Source organism: Photorhabdus noenieputensis (assembly GCF_018448935.1).
In the GTDB taxonomy this organism is placed as follows: domain Bacteria; phylum Pseudomonadota; class Gammaproteobacteria; order Enterobacterales; family Enterobacteriaceae; genus Photorhabdus; species Photorhabdus noenieputensis.
Genome location: NZ_RCWC01000009.1, coordinates 17,508 through 36,190, shown reverse-complemented (window position 1 = coordinate 36,190; position 18,683 = coordinate 17,508). Strand labels below are relative to the sequence as shown.

12 protein-coding genes and 2 pseudogenes are annotated in these 18,683 nt (G+C 41.3%); 11 read left to right on the top strand and 3 right to left on the bottom strand.

Annotation, left to right across the window (positions count from 1 at the left end):
- Nucleotides 1-38: 38 nt before the first annotated feature.
- From EAE91_RS08715 to EAE91_RS08705, 3 genes are all read right to left on the bottom strand, one after another.
- Nucleotides 39-890, bottom strand: a complete 852-nt coding sequence (locus EAE91_RS08715) for a class I SAM-dependent methyltransferase (protein ID WP_036778372.1) — start codon at nt 888-890, stop codon at nt 39-41.
- 691 nt (nt 891-1,581) lie between these two features.
- A complete protein-coding gene (rdgC, locus tag EAE91_RS08710; RefSeq protein WP_214088148.1) occupies nt 1,582-2,493 on the bottom strand; it encodes a recombination-associated protein RdgC in 912 nt (303 codons plus the stop codon).
- A 214-nt stretch (nt 2,494-2,707) separates the two neighbouring features.
- Nucleotides 2,708-5,602 (bottom strand): aldehyde dehydrogenase family protein, encoded by a 2,895-nt coding sequence (locus EAE91_RS08705; protein WP_214088147.1) that lies wholly within the window; start codon nt 5,600-5,602, stop codon nt 2,708-2,710.
- Nucleotides 5,603-7,299: 1,697 nt separating this feature from the next.
- Between EAE91_RS08705 and EAE91_RS08700 the strand changes: the two genes are divergently transcribed.
- The 11 genes and pseudogenes from EAE91_RS08700 to EAE91_RS08650 all read left to right on the top strand — a co-directional run.
- A complete protein-coding gene (locus EAE91_RS08700) occupies nt 7,300-9,255 on the top strand; it encodes a bifunctional 2',3'-cyclic-nucleotide 2'-phosphodiesterase/3'-nucleotidase (RefSeq protein ID WP_214088146.1) in 1,956 nt (651 codons plus the stop codon).
- Between the two features lie 84 nt (nt 9,256-9,339).
- Nucleotides 9,340-10,119, top strand: a complete 780-nt coding sequence (locus EAE91_RS08695; protein ID WP_214088145.1) for a ribonuclease T2 family protein — start codon at nt 9,340-9,342, stop codon at nt 10,117-10,119.
- Nucleotides 10,120-10,602: 483 nt separating this feature from the next.
- Nucleotides 10,603-10,821 carry a hypothetical protein gene (locus EAE91_RS08690; RefSeq protein WP_214088144.1) on the top strand — a complete coding sequence of 73 codons (219 nt, stop codon included), beginning with the start codon at nt 10,603-10,605 and terminating at the stop codon, nt 10,819-10,821.
- Nucleotides 10,822-10,903: 82 nt separating this feature from the next.
- A complete protein-coding gene (locus EAE91_RS08685; RefSeq protein ID WP_053093426.1) occupies nt 10,904-11,509 on the top strand; it encodes a DUF1062 domain-containing protein in 606 nt (201 codons plus the stop codon).
- A 42-nt stretch (nt 11,510-11,551) separates the two neighbouring features.
- Nucleotides 11,552-13,066 carry an MFS transporter gene (locus EAE91_RS08680; RefSeq protein WP_214088222.1) on the top strand — a complete coding sequence of 505 codons (1,515 nt, stop codon included), beginning with the start codon at nt 11,552-11,554 and terminating at the stop codon, nt 13,064-13,066.
- A 488-nt stretch (nt 13,067-13,554) separates the two neighbouring features.
- On the top strand, nt 13,555-14,352 hold the full coding sequence (locus EAE91_RS08675) for a bacteriophage T4 gp5 trimerisation domain-containing protein (protein WP_244868743.1): 798 nt from the start codon (nt 13,555-13,557) through the stop codon (nt 14,350-14,352).
- A gap of 2 nt (nt 14,353-14,354) precedes the next feature.
- Nucleotides 14,355-15,713, top strand: coding sequence for a VRR-NUC domain-containing protein (locus tag EAE91_RS08670; RefSeq protein WP_214088143.1), 1,359 nt, complete (start codon nt 14,355-14,357; stop codon nt 15,711-15,713).
- A 14-nt stretch (nt 15,714-15,727) separates the two neighbouring features.
- Nucleotides 15,728-16,873 (top strand): DUF3396 domain-containing protein, encoded by a 1,146-nt coding sequence (locus EAE91_RS08665; protein WP_214088142.1) that lies wholly within the window; start codon nt 15,728-15,730, stop codon nt 16,871-16,873.
- Nucleotides 16,874-16,910: 37 nt separating this feature from the next.
- Entirely contained in the window at nt 16,911-18,056 is a 1,146-nt protein-coding gene (locus EAE91_RS08660; RefSeq protein WP_214088141.1) for a DUF3396 domain-containing protein, read from the top strand.
- A gap of 37 nt (nt 18,057-18,093) precedes the next feature.
- Nucleotides 18,094-18,338: pseudogene (locus EAE91_RS08655) on the top strand (hypothetical protein); the annotation flags it as partial.
- 14 nt (nt 18,339-18,352) lie between these two features.
- Nucleotides 18,353-18,574: pseudogene (locus tag EAE91_RS08650) on the top strand (PAAR domain-containing protein); the annotation flags it as partial.
- Between the last annotated feature and the right edge of the window lie 109 nt (nt 18,575-18,683).

Below are 18,683 nucleotides of genomic sequence, written 5' to 3'. Positions count from 1 at the left end.
TGAGCAACAGACTGGCGATTGTTACGAGGGTTGTCTGATTATTTCCCTGCAAGCACACCATACATTAATGGCATACGAGGCATTCCTTCCGGCTGTACCATTTTTCCGCCACCAATATTACGCATGCCTTCAAATCCACTCCATCCATTTGAGTAAGGGTATTCATTGAACTGTTCAATTCGTAATCCTGCTTGTATCAGAGCATTGAGTACTTCATTGATTCCCCAGTAAAATTCATAAGTATAGTGAGGGTTCTGGAAATCTTTAACACCTTCTTCTATCACTTCATCTGGATAGAGGGTTTCGACGGATTTAGCGACATAATCGTGAACTCCGCCTTCATCAATGACTGCGCCTTCCCTGAAATAGTCATAATGAGGCTTCCATTGCGCATTAAAATAGAGGGAGAACGGATGAAATTCAATCAATACAAATTTTCCCTCTGGTGTTAATAATTGTGAAATAAGTCGGGCCCAGTTTTTTAGGTCAGAAATCCAAACTAATACACCATAAGAACAGAAAATCCGATCAAATTTCAAATTTTCTGTAATGGCTTGTTCCATCCAATCAAAAATATCAGCTCGGTGGAATAGGGCCGGAATGCCACTATCGCTGGATAGCTGACGGGCGAAATTAATTGCTTCATCAGAAATATCAACCCCAGTTACATTGGCACCATATTTCACCAGACTTAAAGTATCCTGACCAGAATTACATTGCAGGTGTAAGATATTTAGATCTTTTATATCACCTAGTAGTGATAGTTCCTCTGGATAGAGTGTGTTGCCGCCTTGCCTGAAAAAAGCGGCTTGATCACCTTTATGACTATTATGGGCAACAGTAGCGGCATTCCACGATAAACGGTTTGCCTCATGAAATTTTTTATTCATCTGTTTTTACCTGTGTCAGATTGAGGATAAACTCAAGTTTTTCGTCAAGATATCCTGCCTGTGTTAGATGAGGGAGAATTAAGACGTTTTTGACTAAAATGAGAGTTGTATTTCGATATATAATAGTAATGTAACTTCATGTAATTATTTATTTTTATATTAAAGTTTGTTTATTGTCAAAACAATATTGCCATAAAAAAATTAAAATTGTTGTATATATTTTAATAGCAATTAAAAAAACTACTTTTGGTAAATTATAGGTGAACAATATAACTTTAGTTACATGTTACATTTAATAATATTGTTTACTATAATTTTTTATAGAGATAAGCGTGGTTAAACGGATAAATCAATATGGAGTTATGGAGGATATACGCTTGGTATGGGAACATAGACCTTAGCTGATAAAGGTTAACTTTTGCGGTAGCTTCGTATTGTACTAGGATGGATGGCGGTTTTTGCTGAAATAACGTTACGTGCTTCCTTTATTTCGTTGATTAGTGCGATGGCTTACTCTCCAATTTTGAATTGATTGTTCTCCAAATGATTTTTTCAGAGTAAATTAAAGAAGATATTGCTGGTAGTATGAAAAGGGGATCTTTTTAAAAAATATCTGGCCTTGAATTGAGGAAGGCATAAAATACCGCTTTGAAAAATAGTTCAAAGCGGCAAATAGTATTAAAAATTGAGGTTATTTTTCCGCTTCGCCACCCAGCGCTTCAATGGTGCTTTTAATCAATGCACTTAATTCGCCGGTCATTAGAATAAAGTCAGCATCAAACCGTTGGGCAAAATCTTCCCGATCAATGTCATCATTTTGTTCACGCAGAGTATCACTGAATTTTATACGTTTGAAAGCACCATCATCGGACAACATAAATTGAATACGCTCTTCCCAATCGAGCGCTAGTTTAGTGACACATTTGCCAGCTTCTATATGTGTGGCGATTTCGTCAGAAACCAAATCTTGTTTTTTACAGCGTATCACGCCGCCTTCTTCCAGAATGGCTTTTAGTTCAGCTTCATCCATTAAAGCAAAACCTGTCGGTAAATCACCGGAACGCACCCATTCTGTCAGGGTTAATTCTATTGGATCTTTAAATGTCAGGGGAACAACAGGTAAAGAACCCAGACTTTTTCTCAATAATGCTAAATTATCTTCGGCCCGTTTAGCACTGGCCGCGTCAACAACGATCAGATTATTGGTGATATCGATCCAAATATAAGTTTGGCTGAATCGGCTAAATGCCCGAGGTAGCAGGGTGTGCAATATTTCATCTTTCAGAGAGTCTTTCTCTGTTTTTTTAAGTTTGCGATGTTGTTCTCCTTCCAGTTTTTCAATTTTTGCCTGTAATGCTTGTTTGATAACGGGTGAAGGCAACATCTTTTCTTCTTTGCGGGCACAAATCAGAATTTGGTTATTCGCGACATGGGTGAAGGCGTCACTGTGTGAACCCATTGGTGGCACCCAACCTGTTTTCGCCATATCTTGGCTACCACATGGGGTGAATGCTAACGGACTTAATTGTTTTTCCAGTTCATCCGCAGAAAGTGAAATTTCCCGGTTTAAACGGTAAATCATTAAATTTTTGAACCACAACATAAAATTACCCCATATTTTTGCTCAATGAATCGGTGAGCATGACCAACATAAGGTAGCATGATAGCGAATCACAGGGATAGGCCCTAGTATATTGTGTCAATTATCTTGATTGACGGTTTCGTGATTGTATTAAGCGCTAAGACACGCCGTGCTTATTTGTGGAAAGTACGGCGCGGTCGAGTCATCCGTTGAAGTGAGGATTCACCGGAGTAGTTTAAATTCCCGCTTGAACGCAGTGGCGTTTTTCACCTTTTGGTGTGGGAAGGAGATTAAAGGGTTCAATTAAATAGTGGTATATATCACGCTGTGGCAACGTACTGCCGTTAATCCTATTACCTTCATACCAAAGGCATGAAGCCGCTGGTCCTTGGCCACCATAAGGAAGATAACCGTGTTCTTCCAGATGTAAGTCAGTATTATTAAGAATACTATCTGGCAGGTGAAGGCGTTCGCTGAGTTGATGATGGATATAGTCACTGGTGCCAAACAAAGATATATACATGGCATTGGCTGAATACAAAGGGTCAGAAAAATAATGGATGAGGTCTTGATCCTGATAATATCTTTGTAAGAAGAAAACAGGTGCAAAAAATTCTTTATAATTGCCGCCCAACGATAATTCTTTCTCGAAAACCGTTGGTTTTATCATGCCATTAATAGGATTAACGTCTCCTCCATAGGTGCAATAGGGTCTATTTGCTTTAAATACAGAGGCAATTTTTATACTGTGATCAATATCGCTATTGGGGCCGACGATATTCTTATAGTCACTATAAGGTCCAACTCTATCTTCAATCTTCTTCAAATCAGAGATCAATCGTTGCTTGAATAAATCGTATATATCATTGTGTACTAATATGGCGTTTGGGCCAGCACAATCCTGCCCTTGATTGTAAAGAACAACTCGTTTTGCACTTTCAACGGCCAGATTAATATCTGCGTCTTTTGAGATAATAAGTGGATTATGACCGGCACCATTAAGAATAAATAGGGTGTTTTTTCTGAAATGCTTACGTACCTTGAGCGCATTCTCCGGTGTTCCGGTAAAGATTACCGCATCAGTTATTTTTACTCGTTGACTTAAAAATAACTCTTTATCTTCATAGGAAATAGATAATGTCGGAGAAAATTCGGATAAATTAATCACCTCCTCAAGTTTTTTGTAATGTGTATGCATTGCTGTCGGGGGGCGTATGCACACGTTTTCCGCCATCAGTGAAGGGATAAAACCAAAACATACAGAAGCGTAAATAGGTTGGTTAAGCGGGAGGAATGAGGTGACACCATAAATTTTCTTTTTGAAATATTCTCTGTTGTTCTCAATATTATTCAAGACATCTATTGAACGGAGAATTTCATCTTCGGTGACGTTCTTACATTGATAGCCAGAGAGTGCTTCAACTAACGCCGCTCGATGCTTCTGTAAAGCTGAGCAAAGTTCGTCACATTTTTTCTTGATTTCGGTGAAGTTAATTTTACTGTATAACTTAGTCATATATATTTGGTCCTTCTCAATGTTATTGTTTATTAATCTCTCTTTTTGAGAACTGTTAATTTCATTGTTAGCGATATTCTCCTCATTTTTTTTGGATGAGTTTTTATATTGGTTTTTATGTGGATTGTTAAAGTGGGTTAAAATATGCTGCATGCAATTTAAATCTAACCATGTTTTAATTCGTGGACCTTTGGTATCACCAAATAGTCCTCGATAGATCAGAGACCATATTTGGGATGATTTATCATCTGAAAAATGGTCTTCATATATACTGATTATACGCTGGAAAAGCTGATCTTTAGTGGATATTTCTCCTGAGCTTATTAAGTTGGCAATGGCTGAGAAATATTTTTCTTCTTTAATGTTTTGTAATCCTTGATTTTCGTTTTTGCATGTCCTGATATAATAATTATAACTTATTTCCAATTCCTGATCTGAAATGGATTCCCCCGGTTTTTTATAGCGATTTAGAAAATTTTCAGCAGCAAGTTTACTCGCCGGTTTTGAAGCGTGTAATATTCTTGCGATCTTCGAAAAAGATAATCGTTTTCTATCCTTTTGCGAAATATTAACTTGATCATTGAGATGGGGTGCCAGCGCTATATAAAATTTAGACGATCTCTGTGGCTCTTTTGAGAGGTAAGTGCGGATTGCATCTCGTGTCAGCAGATGGCGAATATCATCCAAAGAGAAACTATTTCCTTTCGACTTCGATATTTTTTTACCTGCATCATCAAGGAAAAGCCCATACTTGTAAAAACGTGGAATTGACTTGTTTAATGCTCTCGCGATCTGGCGAACAACAGCGGCAGAAGCTAGCAAATCTTCACCATGCATTTCAAAATGAATGTTTTTAGCAAGGAGGCGCATACCCCAGTCTGCTTTCCACTGAAGTTTAGATTTACCGTTTAGTACCGAAATAGTTTGCTCTTGATCTAATATCTCATTTTTATAGAATTCTCGAATTTCTACTCCATATTCATAACCGGGTTTATTAATGACTTCATCACCAGGTATGTAATAGGTTATTTCTCCTAATGTTGGGTTTACGCCGGTGACTATAATATGTTCAAGTACGGCACCAGTTTTTTCAGAAATGGGCATGATCATGCTGTAGGTTCTTTGTCTTAAAGATCCCGTCGATTCCTTGCATATTTGGTTTAACACTGAGAAATTTTGCAGGAATAGTTTGATTTCGTCATTGTAATCGCCGTTTTGATAGGCTAAAGAGTTTCGGACTAACTGACACTCTATTTCATATTCTGCGGCGAGCTTCATGAGCTGATGTTCCGCCATTTCAGAGAATGATGGGAAATTTCCGAAAGGGTCCGGCACCTTGCTTATTGGTTGACCTAGATAAGGCGTTAATTTTTCAGCATTTGGAATATTCAAAGGTACTTTTCTGAAAGGGTCCAAATCATCTGAGATGAGATAAAAATTAACTGTTCTACCTGCTTTCTCCAATTCGGTTTTGATGAGATTGGCACGGAGAATTTCGCAAAGGGTTCCTATGTGTGGCAGCCCTGTTGGTCCAAAACCCGCTTCGATATTGATTGATTCCTCGTATGGTATAGCCTGATTAATTTCGAGGGCTTCTTTGACATACCATTTCATTTGCAGTTACCTCCATCATAATGTTTTGATTATTTTAGGGTTAATGGTGATGAATAAAGACAGTAGAGGTGTTATTAACTTATCAGGAAATCCTCAGTAGCCCTGATGAGAAAAAATGCTCTAAAGCATTAGATTGTTTTATGTTTTTTGTTTTGTGTCAGCGATTAACCTTAAAATTTATTTAAAATGAATGAATAGTTAACGCTAGCTCTAGCTAATTAACTATTACTAATTACTATAATCAATTATTGCTATTAACTTATGTTAAATTTTCGGCTCTACTAGAGTGCTGAAATGATGAAGTTTAATGATGCTGTTTATAATATTAAATAAAATTAATGTAATTGTTGTTTCTGGTCAAGTGGCTAACATAAATTTTTTTATTTTCTCTTCATTGCTGGATTGAGTGAGATAGTTGGGACATTGATAAATGTGTCATGTTGATTGGAAAAATCATTTATAGAAATTATAGTGGCGTCAAGTTGATTAAAAAAATTATAATCTTGATTATGTATTTTATAATATTTTTCTTTTATATCAATAATATAAATAATTTTCACTTTTTGTTGTTAAATTGATTTATTAATTTTGTTGTTTATTTTTAATTGTATTTTGTTAAATTTTTATTTTAATTAATAAAATAAAAATTTTTACTTTTCATAATGTCTTTAATATATGGTTATGTTTTATAAATAATAATCTTAATTAAATTTATAAATTAATTCAATATAAAATAAATAACATTGTTTTTATGATTTTAATATTTTGTTATTTTTTTGTTAAAATAAATTTGTATTAAAACTAATTGTTAAAGTTTTAATTTGTTAAATAATTATTTTAATAAATAAGGTAATTAATGGAATTCAACTAAAAAGATAAAGTTACCTGGCCAATGTGATTATTATCACAAATAATTGTAATTATTTGTGTGTTTAACGGTGTAATTGTGCATTTTCTCACGAAAATAATTTTTGTTTTAATTATTATGTACTTATAATTGATTGCATGGTTAAAAATTACATCGTGACATTGAAATGTTAATAAAGTCACGCTTTTTTAACTAAAAACATTCAATCATGTTAACCTAAATTAATGATTATTTTATAATTAAACACCATAAAAATTTATATAAGGAAGCCTAATATGGATAATAATTAATTGCTTAAAAATATTTGCGATTTGTTAGTAATTTTATTTTATACAGTAATATTATGAAAGGTATTTATTAGTTTGAATATTTTACCTGACTAGACAGAATAGAGAGATTTTTGTTCAGAAATAAAGCTAATAATTAAATACAAGGCATTATTGATATTTTATTATTACTTAATTTAAATTTATGATCTATAAGTCTGTTTTAAGGTGGATTTTATCGTGTTAGCAACAAAAAAGAAGGAGTGAGATCCCGGCAAAGTGGTATACGCGGGTAACCCTTTGCGTGTTAAAAATGAAGAGGCCCTAACTATAAAAAAACAGATTTATCTTGTTGGTTGAGATTAATGTTTAACAATTTCTCAGTACAATAGCCTGCGTTTGTTCGTTGAAACGACATATGATGATGTTCACAGCGACAATCCAGCTTATGAAAATAAAAAACAGGCGGTTCTGAAAACTAGGGCTTGTCTGTACTTATAAGTTGACAGTGATAAGAGAGCTGATTTTAGTTTCTCCAAACTAGCCTAAAAAAGAGGTGTGAAATGGTTAACAATGTGTTGAAAGTCTCCACATTAACCTTATTGATCGCATGTAATGTCCATGCTGCAACCGTTGATTTGCGGGTAATGGAAACATCTGATGTTCATAGTAACTTGATTGATTTTGATTACTTTAAGGACAAGCCTACAGAACAATTTGGTTTGGTACGCACAGCGAGCTTAATTAAAGCAGCCAAAGCAGAAGCTACCAACACCATTCTGGTCGATAACGGTGACTTGATTCAAGGTAGTCCACTGGCGGATTACGTGGCGGCAAAGGGCCTTAAAAAAGGGGAGTCTCATCCAGCACATCAGTTAATGAATACAATGGGTTATACCGTGGGTAACTTTGGTAACCACGAGTTTAACTTTGGTTTGGATTATCTAAAAAAAGCCATTGCTGGTGCGAAGTTCCCTTATATCAATGCCAACATCATGGATGCGAAAACCGGTAAGAACTATTTCACCCCCTATATTATTGTTGATACGCCGGTGAAAGACCGGGAGGGTAAAAATCATACCATTAAGATCGGCTATATCGGCTTTGTACCGCCACAGATTGTTATCTGGGATAAGGTCAATCTGGCTGGGAAAGTGGCCGTTAACGACATTACTGAAACCGCGAAAAAATTTGTTCCTCAAATGAAACAAGCGGGAGCGGATTTGATTATTGCTATTCCTCACTCCGGCTTTTCCAAGGAGCCTTATAAGGCAATGGCTGAGAATTCAGTTTATTACCTGAGTGAAGTTCAAGGCATTGATGCGATTATGTTTGGTCACTCACACGGGGTGTTCCCCAGTCAAGAATTTGCAGACATTAAAGGCGTTGATGTTGCCAAAGGTACGGTTAACGGCATTCCCGCCGTTATGCCCGGCCAATGGGGTGATCATTTAGGTGTTGTTGATATGGTTATCGACAACAAGGGTGGCACATGGAAAGTGACGCAGGCAACAGCGGAAGCGCGCCCGATTTATGACAAAGTGAATAAAAAGGCACTAGTTGAGCGCGATAGTGAGTTGGCACACATTGTCGATCAAGCTCATCAAGGAACACAGAGTTTTGTGGGTAAATTGATTGGTAAAGCTTCCGCCAATATGTATAGCTATTTGGCTTTGATTCAAAGTGACCCGACAGTGCAAATCGTGAATGATGCACAAGCAGATTACGCGCGGCGTTTTATTCAAGGTGATCCTGATTTAGCGGATATTCCGGTTCTGGCCGCCGCCGCGCCATTCAAAGTTGGTGGGCGTAAAAATGCACCCGCAGAATTTGTTGAAGTTGAAAAAGGCGATTTAACCTTCCGTAATGCAGCAGATTTGTATCTCTATTCCAATACACTGGCTGTTGTGAAGGTCACTGGCGCTGATGTGATTGAATGGCTGGAGTGTTCGGCCGGTATGTATAACCAGATTAATCCAAATTCAACTCAACCGCAGTATCTGTTGAACTGGAACGGCTTCCGTACTTATAACTTCGATATGATCAGCGGTGTGAATTATAAGATTGATCTGACTCAACCGGCTAAATATGACGTTGATTGCCAGATCATCAATCAAGGGGCGAACCGTATCAAGGAACTGACTTATCAGGGGAAACCGATCGATCCTCAAGCTAAATTTCTCATTGCCACCAATAACTACCGTGCCTATGGCGGTAAATTTGCCGGCACAGGCGAAGAACATATCGCATTCGCTTCACCGGATGAGAACCGCGCTATTTTAGCTGCTTACATTGTCAAAATGTCTAAACAGAAAGGGATGGTCGTGACCAAAGCCGAGAATAACTGGTCGATTATGCCAATCAAAACTGACAAGAAACTGGATATCCGTTTTGAAACGTCTCCAAGTGAGAAAGCGGCGAAGTTTATCAACGCATTTTCTCAATACCCGATGAAATATTTGGAAAACGATGATATCGGTTTTGCGGTATATCAAATTGATCTGACTGAAAAAAAATAATTTTAATAGTCGCCTGCCCTGATTTTGGGCAGGTTTTTGTTTGTTTACCATCAACAGGGAAATGATTTCCCATAAGGAATTAAGATGCGTTTTTTTAATTTATTATCAGCAATATTCGTTTTGCTGGTTGTTGGCTGTGCGAAACAACCAGAAGTAACAGCAGTGACTGACTCGTTAGAGTTTCGAACAACATTGGAAGAGGGGGCATCTTGTATCTTACCGGCTACTCCGCCGAAAGATTATGATTTCGTTGCCAAAAATGACCGTTATGGTCAGAATGCAACTGCATCGACAGATTACTTTAAATTGGCTATTAGTTATTCTCCAGCATTTTGTAAGAGCAAAGCAAAAAATATTGAGCGCCTGAAAAGTAATAATAAACTTGATGAGGCACAGCGTGAATATGAAAAATTTGAATTGCAATGCTTCTCCGAAAACAAATTTAATTGGGTAATTCACGGCTTATGGGCGCAAACCTGCAACGGTAAATCAATGGCGCAATGCCGTGATTGGTCTGATGTTCGTAAACATCCACGTCTTTGCAAAGGGGATTTGCCACAACTGGATTATCAGGTGATTGAACCTTATCTGTGCGCTTCTCCCGGGGCAGATCTGTTGCAAGCCGAGTGGGAAAAACATGGTGTTTGCGCGTTTGCAACGCCAGATCAGTTTTTCAGTAAACAGCAGGAACTGTTCGATGAGTTGGTATTGCCGAGTAATCGTCCATCTAATGAGCAGTTAATTAAATTCCTCCAGAAAAATAACCCATCGTTGAAGGGCAAAACCATTCAGATCAATCGTGATGAATTGTACATTTGCTACAGCAAAAATTTCGACGTGATTGATTGTCCAAAGCGTGAGTAATGATTGTTTTCTTTTCTATAAAGGAAAATCACAGTGATATGCCTGACCTACAGTAGCGTAGGTCAGGTTTACCCTCTCTTTAATAGTCGATATATCCCTTTTGGGGGATATTTTCTTTCTTATCCTTGCTTGATAAACAAGCTAAAAAACTTCGTGCTGGATAAATCAGTTACTGGAAAGATGGCGTGTTCACCGTAAGATAACGAACAATTTCCCTCTTAGGGGATTGTTTTGAATTTGTATGTAATCCTTACTCTTTCTAGAGGGTGCGATATTAATTTTTTAATTTCTAGTTTTTTCGGTTTCACTTTTTTCCCCTTTCGTGATGTTTTTTTATGAAAAAAATAGCGGAACGTATTAATTGAAATAACTAACGATATTAAATAGCTCGGCAAAATAGCCTACCCCGTTGAGGGAATTCAATCCGGTTTGAACGATTTGAGCAATCGTTAAATCAACACATAACATTAACCGGATCGAATTATGTCTATTATGGTGCTGATATCCCGAAATGAACGGCATTTGATGCAGAAAACCGCCCAGAAAAAATATTGCTTGCAGGCTTATAGCAATTCACGTCAAGCTTCTCTGTTCTCTGTTCTCTGTTCTCTGTTCTCTGTTCTCTGTTCTCTGTTCTCTGTTCTCTGTTCTCTGCCAGCTAAGCAACGAATTGATAAAGGGTTTCAAGATCTGATGTTATAGAATATCATCAAATTCAGATGTGAAATTGACCAATTTAGCCGTAACTAGTAACTAACTTAACCAATTTAAACGTGGATCTATCATGACAAATAGAAATGTTATCTGGTTAGTAAGGCCTGTAGGCTATCAGGCCATTTTGAAACGTTGCCCTGGCTGTGAAGTAAAAAAGGAGTTTTATCCAGCCGGCACTTTTAGGGTTAATGCGCAAAAAAAAGTTTTAGATGTTTGGAGTATCTATAAATGTGAAAAGTGTGATTACACTTGGAATATTGATATTTTTTCCAGGATTCATGTCAACAAATTGGAAAGCAATTTGTATGAACGGTTTTTGCATAATGATCAAGATGAAATACGGCGATATGCGTTTGATTATCGCGTATTGGCAAAAAATAGAGCTGAACTCGGCGCTGCGCCTGACTTTATCATCGAAGGTAAAGAGCTTCAGGACATCGCTCAAATTCCAGCGGCAGAGATCACAATACAGCTTGAATATCCCATTCCTATCAGATTGATCTCAATCTTGACCAAAAAGCTTGCATTGTCACGTAGTCGAGTGGCTAAGCTTGTTGATCAAGGCACTATTCAGGGGGTAACAGAAACGGAATTAAACAAAAAGTTGAAACGTGATATCACTCTTAGCGTTAACGTTAACGATTTATTGCAAGAGTATGATAATCATTGCGTATAAATGACACCGGATTTCCTGGAGATGACATATAGAATGGATGAAATGAATATCATAAAGAAATGGTGGGTGCTCACTGCTGTTTCAGTCGCGTTATCGCTGGTTGCTATCGATATGACAGTGTTATATACCGCGTTACCGAGTCTGACCCACAGCTTGGGGGCGAATACAACGGAAAAGTTATGGATAGTGAATATCTATCCTCTTATCGTCTCTGGGTTGTTGCTAGGTGCGGGTACCTTGGGAGATCGCATCGGGCATAAACGGTTGTTTGTTTACGGTCTCATCGTTTTTGGCTTCTCATCCTTGGCGGCGGCCTACGCTTATTCGCCGGAGATGTTGGTTGTTGCTCGGGCGTTATTAGGCGTTGGGGCGGCAATCATGATGCCTGCCACACTGTCGATTATCGCTTTGACATTCGAAGATGAAGACGAGAAATCATTTGCCATTGGGATCTGGACGGCGGTTGCCTCTGGCGGCGCGGCAATAGGTCCCCTGATTGGCGGTTTATTGCTTGAATATTTTTGGTGGGGATCGGTGTTTCTGATCAACGTTCCTTTGGTGATTTTGACACTCATTCTGTCGTGGTTGTTTGTCCCAACGGCGAAGACAGATTCGTCTCATCCGTGGGATCTGATTGGCTCATTGCAGATCATGGTTGTCTTGATAAGCTTCGCCTATGCCATCAAGGAATTTGCCAAACGGCAGCCCTCCTATATCGGGATATTGATAACTGCCACCCTGACGATAGGTTTTCTGACGTTGTTCATTCGACGGCAAAAACGCAGTGTGCATCCGTTGATTGATTTTGACCTGTTCAAAAGCCCGGCTTTCTCATCCGCGGTTATCGCCGGGCTGGTGGCTTCCGCTTGTTTGATGGGACTTAATCTGGTGTTAAGCCAACGTTTGCAACTGGTATTGTCATTAACGCCTTTGCAATCCGGGCTCTATTTTCTGCCATTCTCATTGGGCGCGATTGTCGCAAGTCCGGTGAGTGGCTGGGTTCTTCCTCGTTTGGGCAGTGCTCGATTCCTCATAACCTCGTTGTTGATGTACGCCATTGCCATACTGGCGCTCATGGCGAGTTTTTCAGCGCCTCTGCCTGTGCAGGTAGTTTGCTTTTTTGTGCTCGGTATGTGTCTTGGAGCAACAATGACCGCTGCATCCAGTACTATCATGCAGGCTGCACCGCCAAATCGGGCGGGTATGGCGGCGTCCGTTGAAGAAGTTTCCTATGAATTGGGCGGTGGATTGGGCATTGCGATCATGGGTAGCATTATGTCATTCATCTATAGCTACTTTATTGACATTCCAGAGGATTCCCCAATCTACGATGTGGCTAAAGATGGTATTGATGGCGCGTTGATTGCGGCAAAAGATATGGTGCCGGATGCGGGGCAGGCTTTGGTTAGCCTTGCTAAGTCAGCGTTCGACGATGCTGTTTTTTCTGTGATGGGCGCTGCGTCGCTATTTCTCCTGATGATGGCGGCGTTGGTGTGGTTCAATTTCCGCCGCGCCTCACAGAGTGATGCATCTCATGCTGTGATTCATCGTCAGTGAAATAGGTGAGCTGGATTGATTGCACCCGTCGTTTCGTAATCGGAAGTTAATAGTTGAATAAGGGAACCGCATTTTTGCGGGTTCCCTTCCTCATTTAGTTTCATGGGTACGCTTGGGTTTCGCCTTGGTATTCAACCCAGTGACCCTTTTTTTATTCATTCCATTCATTGATGGCGATTAATTAACCATTTTATGTGATATTAATCACATTCTTTTCATATTCATCTGATAAATATCGTGCTCTTGTGGTCATAATATTTAGAGAGTGAAATTCTCTGTTATTTGTCTCCACTCCATCCTACTCAGTTGGAAGCGGTCTATTGTTCTCTCTAACGCCACGTATTAAATGATGGCTATTTTACGCTGTCATTTTTTTACCGCGGAACAGACCGGCGCTATTTAAAAGAGCCGCATGTAATGGCTCGCTTAATAGCCTCCTGCGTTATCCCCGTTTCAGGATAATGGTTCAATTATGTAGGGGTTCAAATATGGATGGATTAGTTTTCACCTGCCGAATTGGCGCACTGCCCCAAACCACTTTTAAAACCCGGACTCATGGAGGACAGGGATTTAATGAACTGCGCTTTGAGGATGCCAGAGGAAGCGAGGAAGTGTTTATTCATGCTCAGCGGGATATGAATACGCAGATTCTCCGGGATAAAACCACGCAGATAGGCTATGACCAGCAAACAGAAGTGGCGCATAACCGCACCGCGATAATTAAAAATGATGATGATGAAGCCGTGCAGGGCGGCCAGACGCTTGAAGTTGGTCAGAATCAAACGGTGACTATTAAAGGTCAGCAAGCCCTTTCCATTGGTAAAAGCCATCAATTAAACATCGCCGATAACCAGCAAATTACCGTAGGTAAACCTATCACGGTGCACTCTGAAAGCGGGCAAATCATCATTGGGAACGCAGGCGGTCAGATAGTTATTGATCCGATGGGCAATATCCGCATCGAAGGGGTCAGCATCACCATGACTGACCATATCACCGGCAAGAAACCCGCCGGTGCGCTGTTTGACTACTCCGCCCGCTATACCCTGCTCAGTGAGCACAGCGATAAGCCGCTGGTGAATGTCCCCTACACCATCACCACCGGCGATGGTCAGGTTATCCCGGGTAAAACTGATTCGCTGGGCAGAACAGTGACTGTGCAGAGTGCGGCAGAAGAAAATCTGCAACTGCGTTCACCAGAAAACCCACCGAAACCGAAGCAAACCTTATATCAGGCCAGTGATAACACACCGGTAGAGCATATTATGGAATTTACGGAGGAATAAGTATGGCAATATCCAACAACGGCAAGATGTGCCCGGCTGTCACATCAATCACCTGTACGATGGAAATAGGGGTCTTTCCCGCCGATGAAGATCCCTGTTATCTGGCGAGAAAAGCCGAATACGCTCTGCGTTTGCCGGCAATGATCGTCACCAAAATGGGCGCTATTCGCTTTCTTAATCAAGTCATTATGAGTGGGTTGATTAAGGTTGAGGAATTTAAACATGACTTCCTGTGGCCCTATAAAGCAGAAGTGGTGTTTGCTATCCGAGGAGAGCAAGATGTCCCCTTACCCATGCTGGCAACCAGTCAAGACTCTAAGCGGCGTTATGGTGATAATTTACCGCAATCCAGTAATCCGTTTGCCCGGCCTTCTGCCGAAGACGCGGAGAAATTTGGTGTTTTACGCATTCGCCGCCCCGATATTATTCTGGTTGAAGATGAAGCTATCCGTTGGCCGGGCAGAAATGCCACCTACTTTGATGGTTCTGTGCATCCCGATAATCTGAAAATGCTGATTGAGGTGAAATTTCCGGGGGATGACCTAACTCAGGCACAACAAGCTGATTACATCCAGATTGCGACAGAAAAACGTTTTGGGGTGATGCGTATCATTGATAACCGTACTGAGGAACAAAAACAGTATGATGAAGCATGGCGAAAACATTATCAGCCCGGTTCCCAACATTATAAAAATCCGATCCCACTGGCCCCACTGCCGCCCGGTTCGCCTCCTGATGATGAAGCTTTACCCACCCCTCCCGCAGAGGGTGTGCCGGGGACCATTCCGCAACCCCTGACAAAAAATCCACCGCTTCTCAGCACTTCCCGCTGGTCGTTTTTATCCAGCTATGAAGACTGGGTTGTTCTTGGGCAGGAGGTGGCGGGTCTGGCCGAAAATGGGCTGAATTATGTCCGCGACAGTACCCGGGAGCTTCTTGCCCAGTTTGGTACCTGGCTCAATCAAACCGGCAAGTGGGTGTGTGAAGAGATTATTGACCCGATAAGCCATCAGATCAGTTACGCGTTTTCCTGGGTTAATGAACAAACGGGGAAAATCGTGACCTGGACGGAGAGTGAGATAAAAGCCCGGTGGCAGACTGTACAACAAGGCTCAGATATCACCCTGGAAGAGCTAAAAAACATTAGCTGGATGCAGATATTAAAAGAGGTGGGGGAAGGCATGCTGGAAGTGGTGGTGATTATTGCCGGTGTTGCCGTTGTTATCCTAGTCACTCTTGCCGTCGCTGCCGCGCTGATTGCACTGGTGGAAATTTTAGCTGCCGCTGCCGCAGTTAGCGCCGCCGCGTTAGCCGCCGTCCTGGCAATATTGGCGAGTGTGACATTCGCCACCGCTTCATAATTAACGGAGAAAATATGGATACTTCAGATTACTTTGCCCAGTTGAAATCACAACTGACCGCGTTTACCTTCCTCAATGGCGATGGACTGACTGTTTCTCGTCTGGGCCTCTCGATTACCCTGTTTTTTAAACAGGGTTACACCCTAGAGAAAAAACAGCGCATTCTGGCTTGTTACCGGCGCTTTCGGGAGGAGTTCGGCACTCACCTGCGTTTTCACCGTCATGAATTTAAAGGGTTAAAAAAATATTCCCCAGAAAATATTGCCAAAGTGGAAGAGGGTATTCTGAATCAGAAAAAAAACCAGCCTTGTGGTTGGGTGGTCAGTGATGCCAAAAATGAAGATGAGGCACCTCATTACCTGATGCGTTATCTGGATTCCGATGAAGCTAATGGCGATAACAGTAGTTCATACCTTAGTCTGGTGTTGCCCTGGGATTATCTAAAAGAACAAGAGGGCATGGCTCGCTTTATGGCCTGGCTGGAGTTTCTGTGTGAACAACTCGAACCGGACAGTGGTGACTGTGGCTACTGTCTGGTCTTACCCAATGACTTCTATGACTACTTTCCTTTAGAGTATCAACTGGCGCAACGTTACCCTTCCTTGCAAGTTAACTCCGCAGTGTTCACAGCTAAATTACAGTATGGGCATTCCATCCGTGGCATTAATTGGATCACCCTGCTGTCCAAACGATTTGTAAACCGACTGGGTGGAGAATTCTGGATACGTCAGGTGCTGCGCCCCTACCGGGATGTGGTGATTAGTTCTTATTCCAATGGTCTGATAATCCGGGCCGGTCAATACCCGAACTTAACGCCACTGCCGGGCAGTGTCCCGGAGAGTTATTTTGCTATTAACCAACTGATACGTCCGATACGGGTCATTCCCCGTGAAGGCCATTCCCTGCACTTTTATGGTGAAGGGCATTTTGATGATATTTCCACCCTGGCCTGGTATGCCCGTTATGACCGGGGACCGCTACAAGTGACCCCTTTGAGAGGTGATCATCCGGCACTGGTCAGCGGGATCTGGCAAACCGATAGCCTGCCTGGCCAGCAGTACTTCTTTGCTCAGGGGGCGATGTCTTTTGATGTTGAAGGTGCAGAGACGGGCACAACCCTCTGGCATCTGGTACGGGAAGCGGCAAGTATGTGGGAATAACAGATTATCCACTGCCTCATAGTTCATGGAGAAAATGATGGAAATTGTAGATTACTTTGCCCAGTTGAAATCACAACTGACCGCGTTTACTTTCCTCAATGGCGATGGGCTGACTGTTTCTCGTCTGGGTCTCTCGATTACCCTGTTTTTTAAACAGGGCTACACCCAGGAGAAAAAACAGCGCATTCTGGCCTGTTACCGGCGCTTTCGGGAGGAGTTCGGCACTCACCTGCGTTTTCACCGTCATGAATTTAAAGGGTTAAGAAAATATTCACCGGAAAATGTTGCCAAAGTGGAAGAAAGCATTCTTAATCAGAAAAAAAATCAGTTTTCTGGTTGGGTGGTCAGTGATGCCAAAAATGAAGATGAGGCACCTCGTTATCTGATGCGTTATCTGGATTCCAGAGAAATAGATGGTGACGATGATAGCTCTTACCTAAGCCTGACACTGCCTTGGGATTATTTGAAAGGACAGGATGGTATGACCCGGTTTATAGACTGGCTGGACTTTCTGTGTGACCAACTCGAACCGGACAGTGGGGACTGTGGCTACAGTTTGGTCTTACCCAACGACTTCTATGACTACTTTCCTTTAGAGTATCAACTGGCGCAACGTTACCCTTCCCTGCAAGTGAACTCCGCAGTGTTCACAGCTAAATTACAGTATGAACACTCCATCCGTGGCATTAACTGGATCACCCTGCTGTCCAAACGATTTGTAAACCGACTGGGTGGAGAATTCTGGATACGTCAGGTGCTGCGCCCCTACCGGGATGTGGTGATTAGTTCTTATTCCAATGGTCTGATAATCCGGGCCGGTCAATACCCGAACTTAACGCCACTGCCGGGCAGTGTCCCGGAGAGTTATTTTGCTATTAACCAACTGATACGTCCGATACGGGTCATTCCCCGTGAAGGCCATTCCCTGCACTTTTATGGTGAAGGTCATTTTGATGATATTTCCACCCTGGCCTGGTATGCCCGTTATGACCGGGGACCGCTACAAGTGACCCCTTTGAGAGGTGACCATCCGGCACTGGTCAGCGGGATCTGGCAAACCGACAGCCTGCCTGGCCAGCAGTACTTCTTTGCTCAGGGTGCGATGTCTTTTGATGTTGAAGGTGCAGAGACGGGCACAACCCTCTGGCATCTGGTACGGGAAGCGGCAAGTATGTGGGAATAACAGATTATCCACTGCCTCATAGTTCATGGAGAATATGATGGAAACTGTAGATTACTTTGCCCAGTTGAAATCACAACTGACCGTGTTTGCCTTCCTCAATGGCGATGGACTGACTGTTTCTCGTCTTGGGATTTCTATCACTCTGTTTTTTAAACGGGGCACACCCAGGAGGAAAAACAGCGCATTCTGGCCTGTTACCGGCGCTTTCGGAAGGAGTTCGGCACTCACCTGCGTTTTCACCATCATGAATTTAAAGGGTTAAGAAAATATTCACCGGAAAATAAGGTGATACCACAACAACCGGAGGCGAGGTTTTAAAGGGTTCCGATTTGGTAAACCAACAACTATCGGTTGCCTGTAAAGGCGACTCGGTGTTTTGTCCTGCCTGTAAACAAACCGGCGCGATTGCGGAAGGTTCTAACTTATTCAATATACAAGGAGTACCTGCCGCGCTGGAGGGACACCTTGTTAATTGTGGTTGCCCGACCGGCGCTTGTCGATTAAAGGTACGGCCATAAATATCAAATTCCAAAGCCCTTAATTGAAATACCCACAAAACCAGAACAGGTTTTAAACTGTGATTAAAAGTTATTTTTTTAACTTATCACCCTGTTAAAGGAAATGAAT

Bases quoted from the DNA above. Each gene is read 5' to 3' on its own strand.
- EAE91_RS08705 (WP_214088147.1), bottom strand. From the start codon at position 5,602: ATGAAATGGTATGTCAAAGAAGCCCTCGAAATTAATCAGGCTATACCA.
- EAE91_RS08665 (WP_214088142.1), top strand. From the start codon at position 15,728: ATGGATACTTCAGATTACTTTGCCCAGTTGAAATCACAACTGACCGCG.
- rdgC (WP_214088148.1), bottom strand. From the start codon at position 2,493: ATGTTGTGGTTCAAAAATTTAATGATTTACCGTTTAAACCGGGAAATT.
- EAE91_RS08680 (WP_214088222.1), top strand. From the start codon at position 11,552: ATGAATATCATAAAGAAATGGTGGGTGCTCACTGCTGTTTCAGTCGCG.
- EAE91_RS08695 (WP_214088145.1), top strand. From the start codon at position 9,340: ATGCGTTTTTTTAATTTATTATCAGCAATATTCGTTTTGCTGGTTGTT.
- EAE91_RS08685 (WP_053093426.1), top strand. From the start codon at position 10,904: ATGACAAATAGAAATGTTATCTGGTTAGTAAGGCCTGTAGGCTATCAG.
- EAE91_RS08675 (WP_244868743.1), top strand. From the start codon at position 13,555: ATGGATGGATTAGTTTTCACCTGCCGAATTGGCGCACTGCCCCAAACC.
- EAE91_RS08690 (WP_214088144.1), top strand. From the start codon at position 10,603: ATGTCTATTATGGTGCTGATATCCCGAAATGAACGGCATTTGATGCAG.
- EAE91_RS08660 (WP_214088141.1), top strand. From the start codon at position 16,911: ATGGAAATTGTAGATTACTTTGCCCAGTTGAAATCACAACTGACCGCG.
- EAE91_RS08670 (WP_214088143.1), top strand. From the start codon at position 14,355: ATGGCAATATCCAACAACGGCAAGATGTGCCCGGCTGTCACATCAATC.
- EAE91_RS08715 (WP_036778372.1), bottom strand. From the start codon at position 890: ATGAATAAAAAATTTCATGAGGCAAACCGTTTATCGTGGAATGCCGCT.
- EAE91_RS08700 (WP_214088146.1), top strand. From the start codon at position 7,300: ATGGTTAACAATGTGTTGAAAGTCTCCACATTAACCTTATTGATCGCA.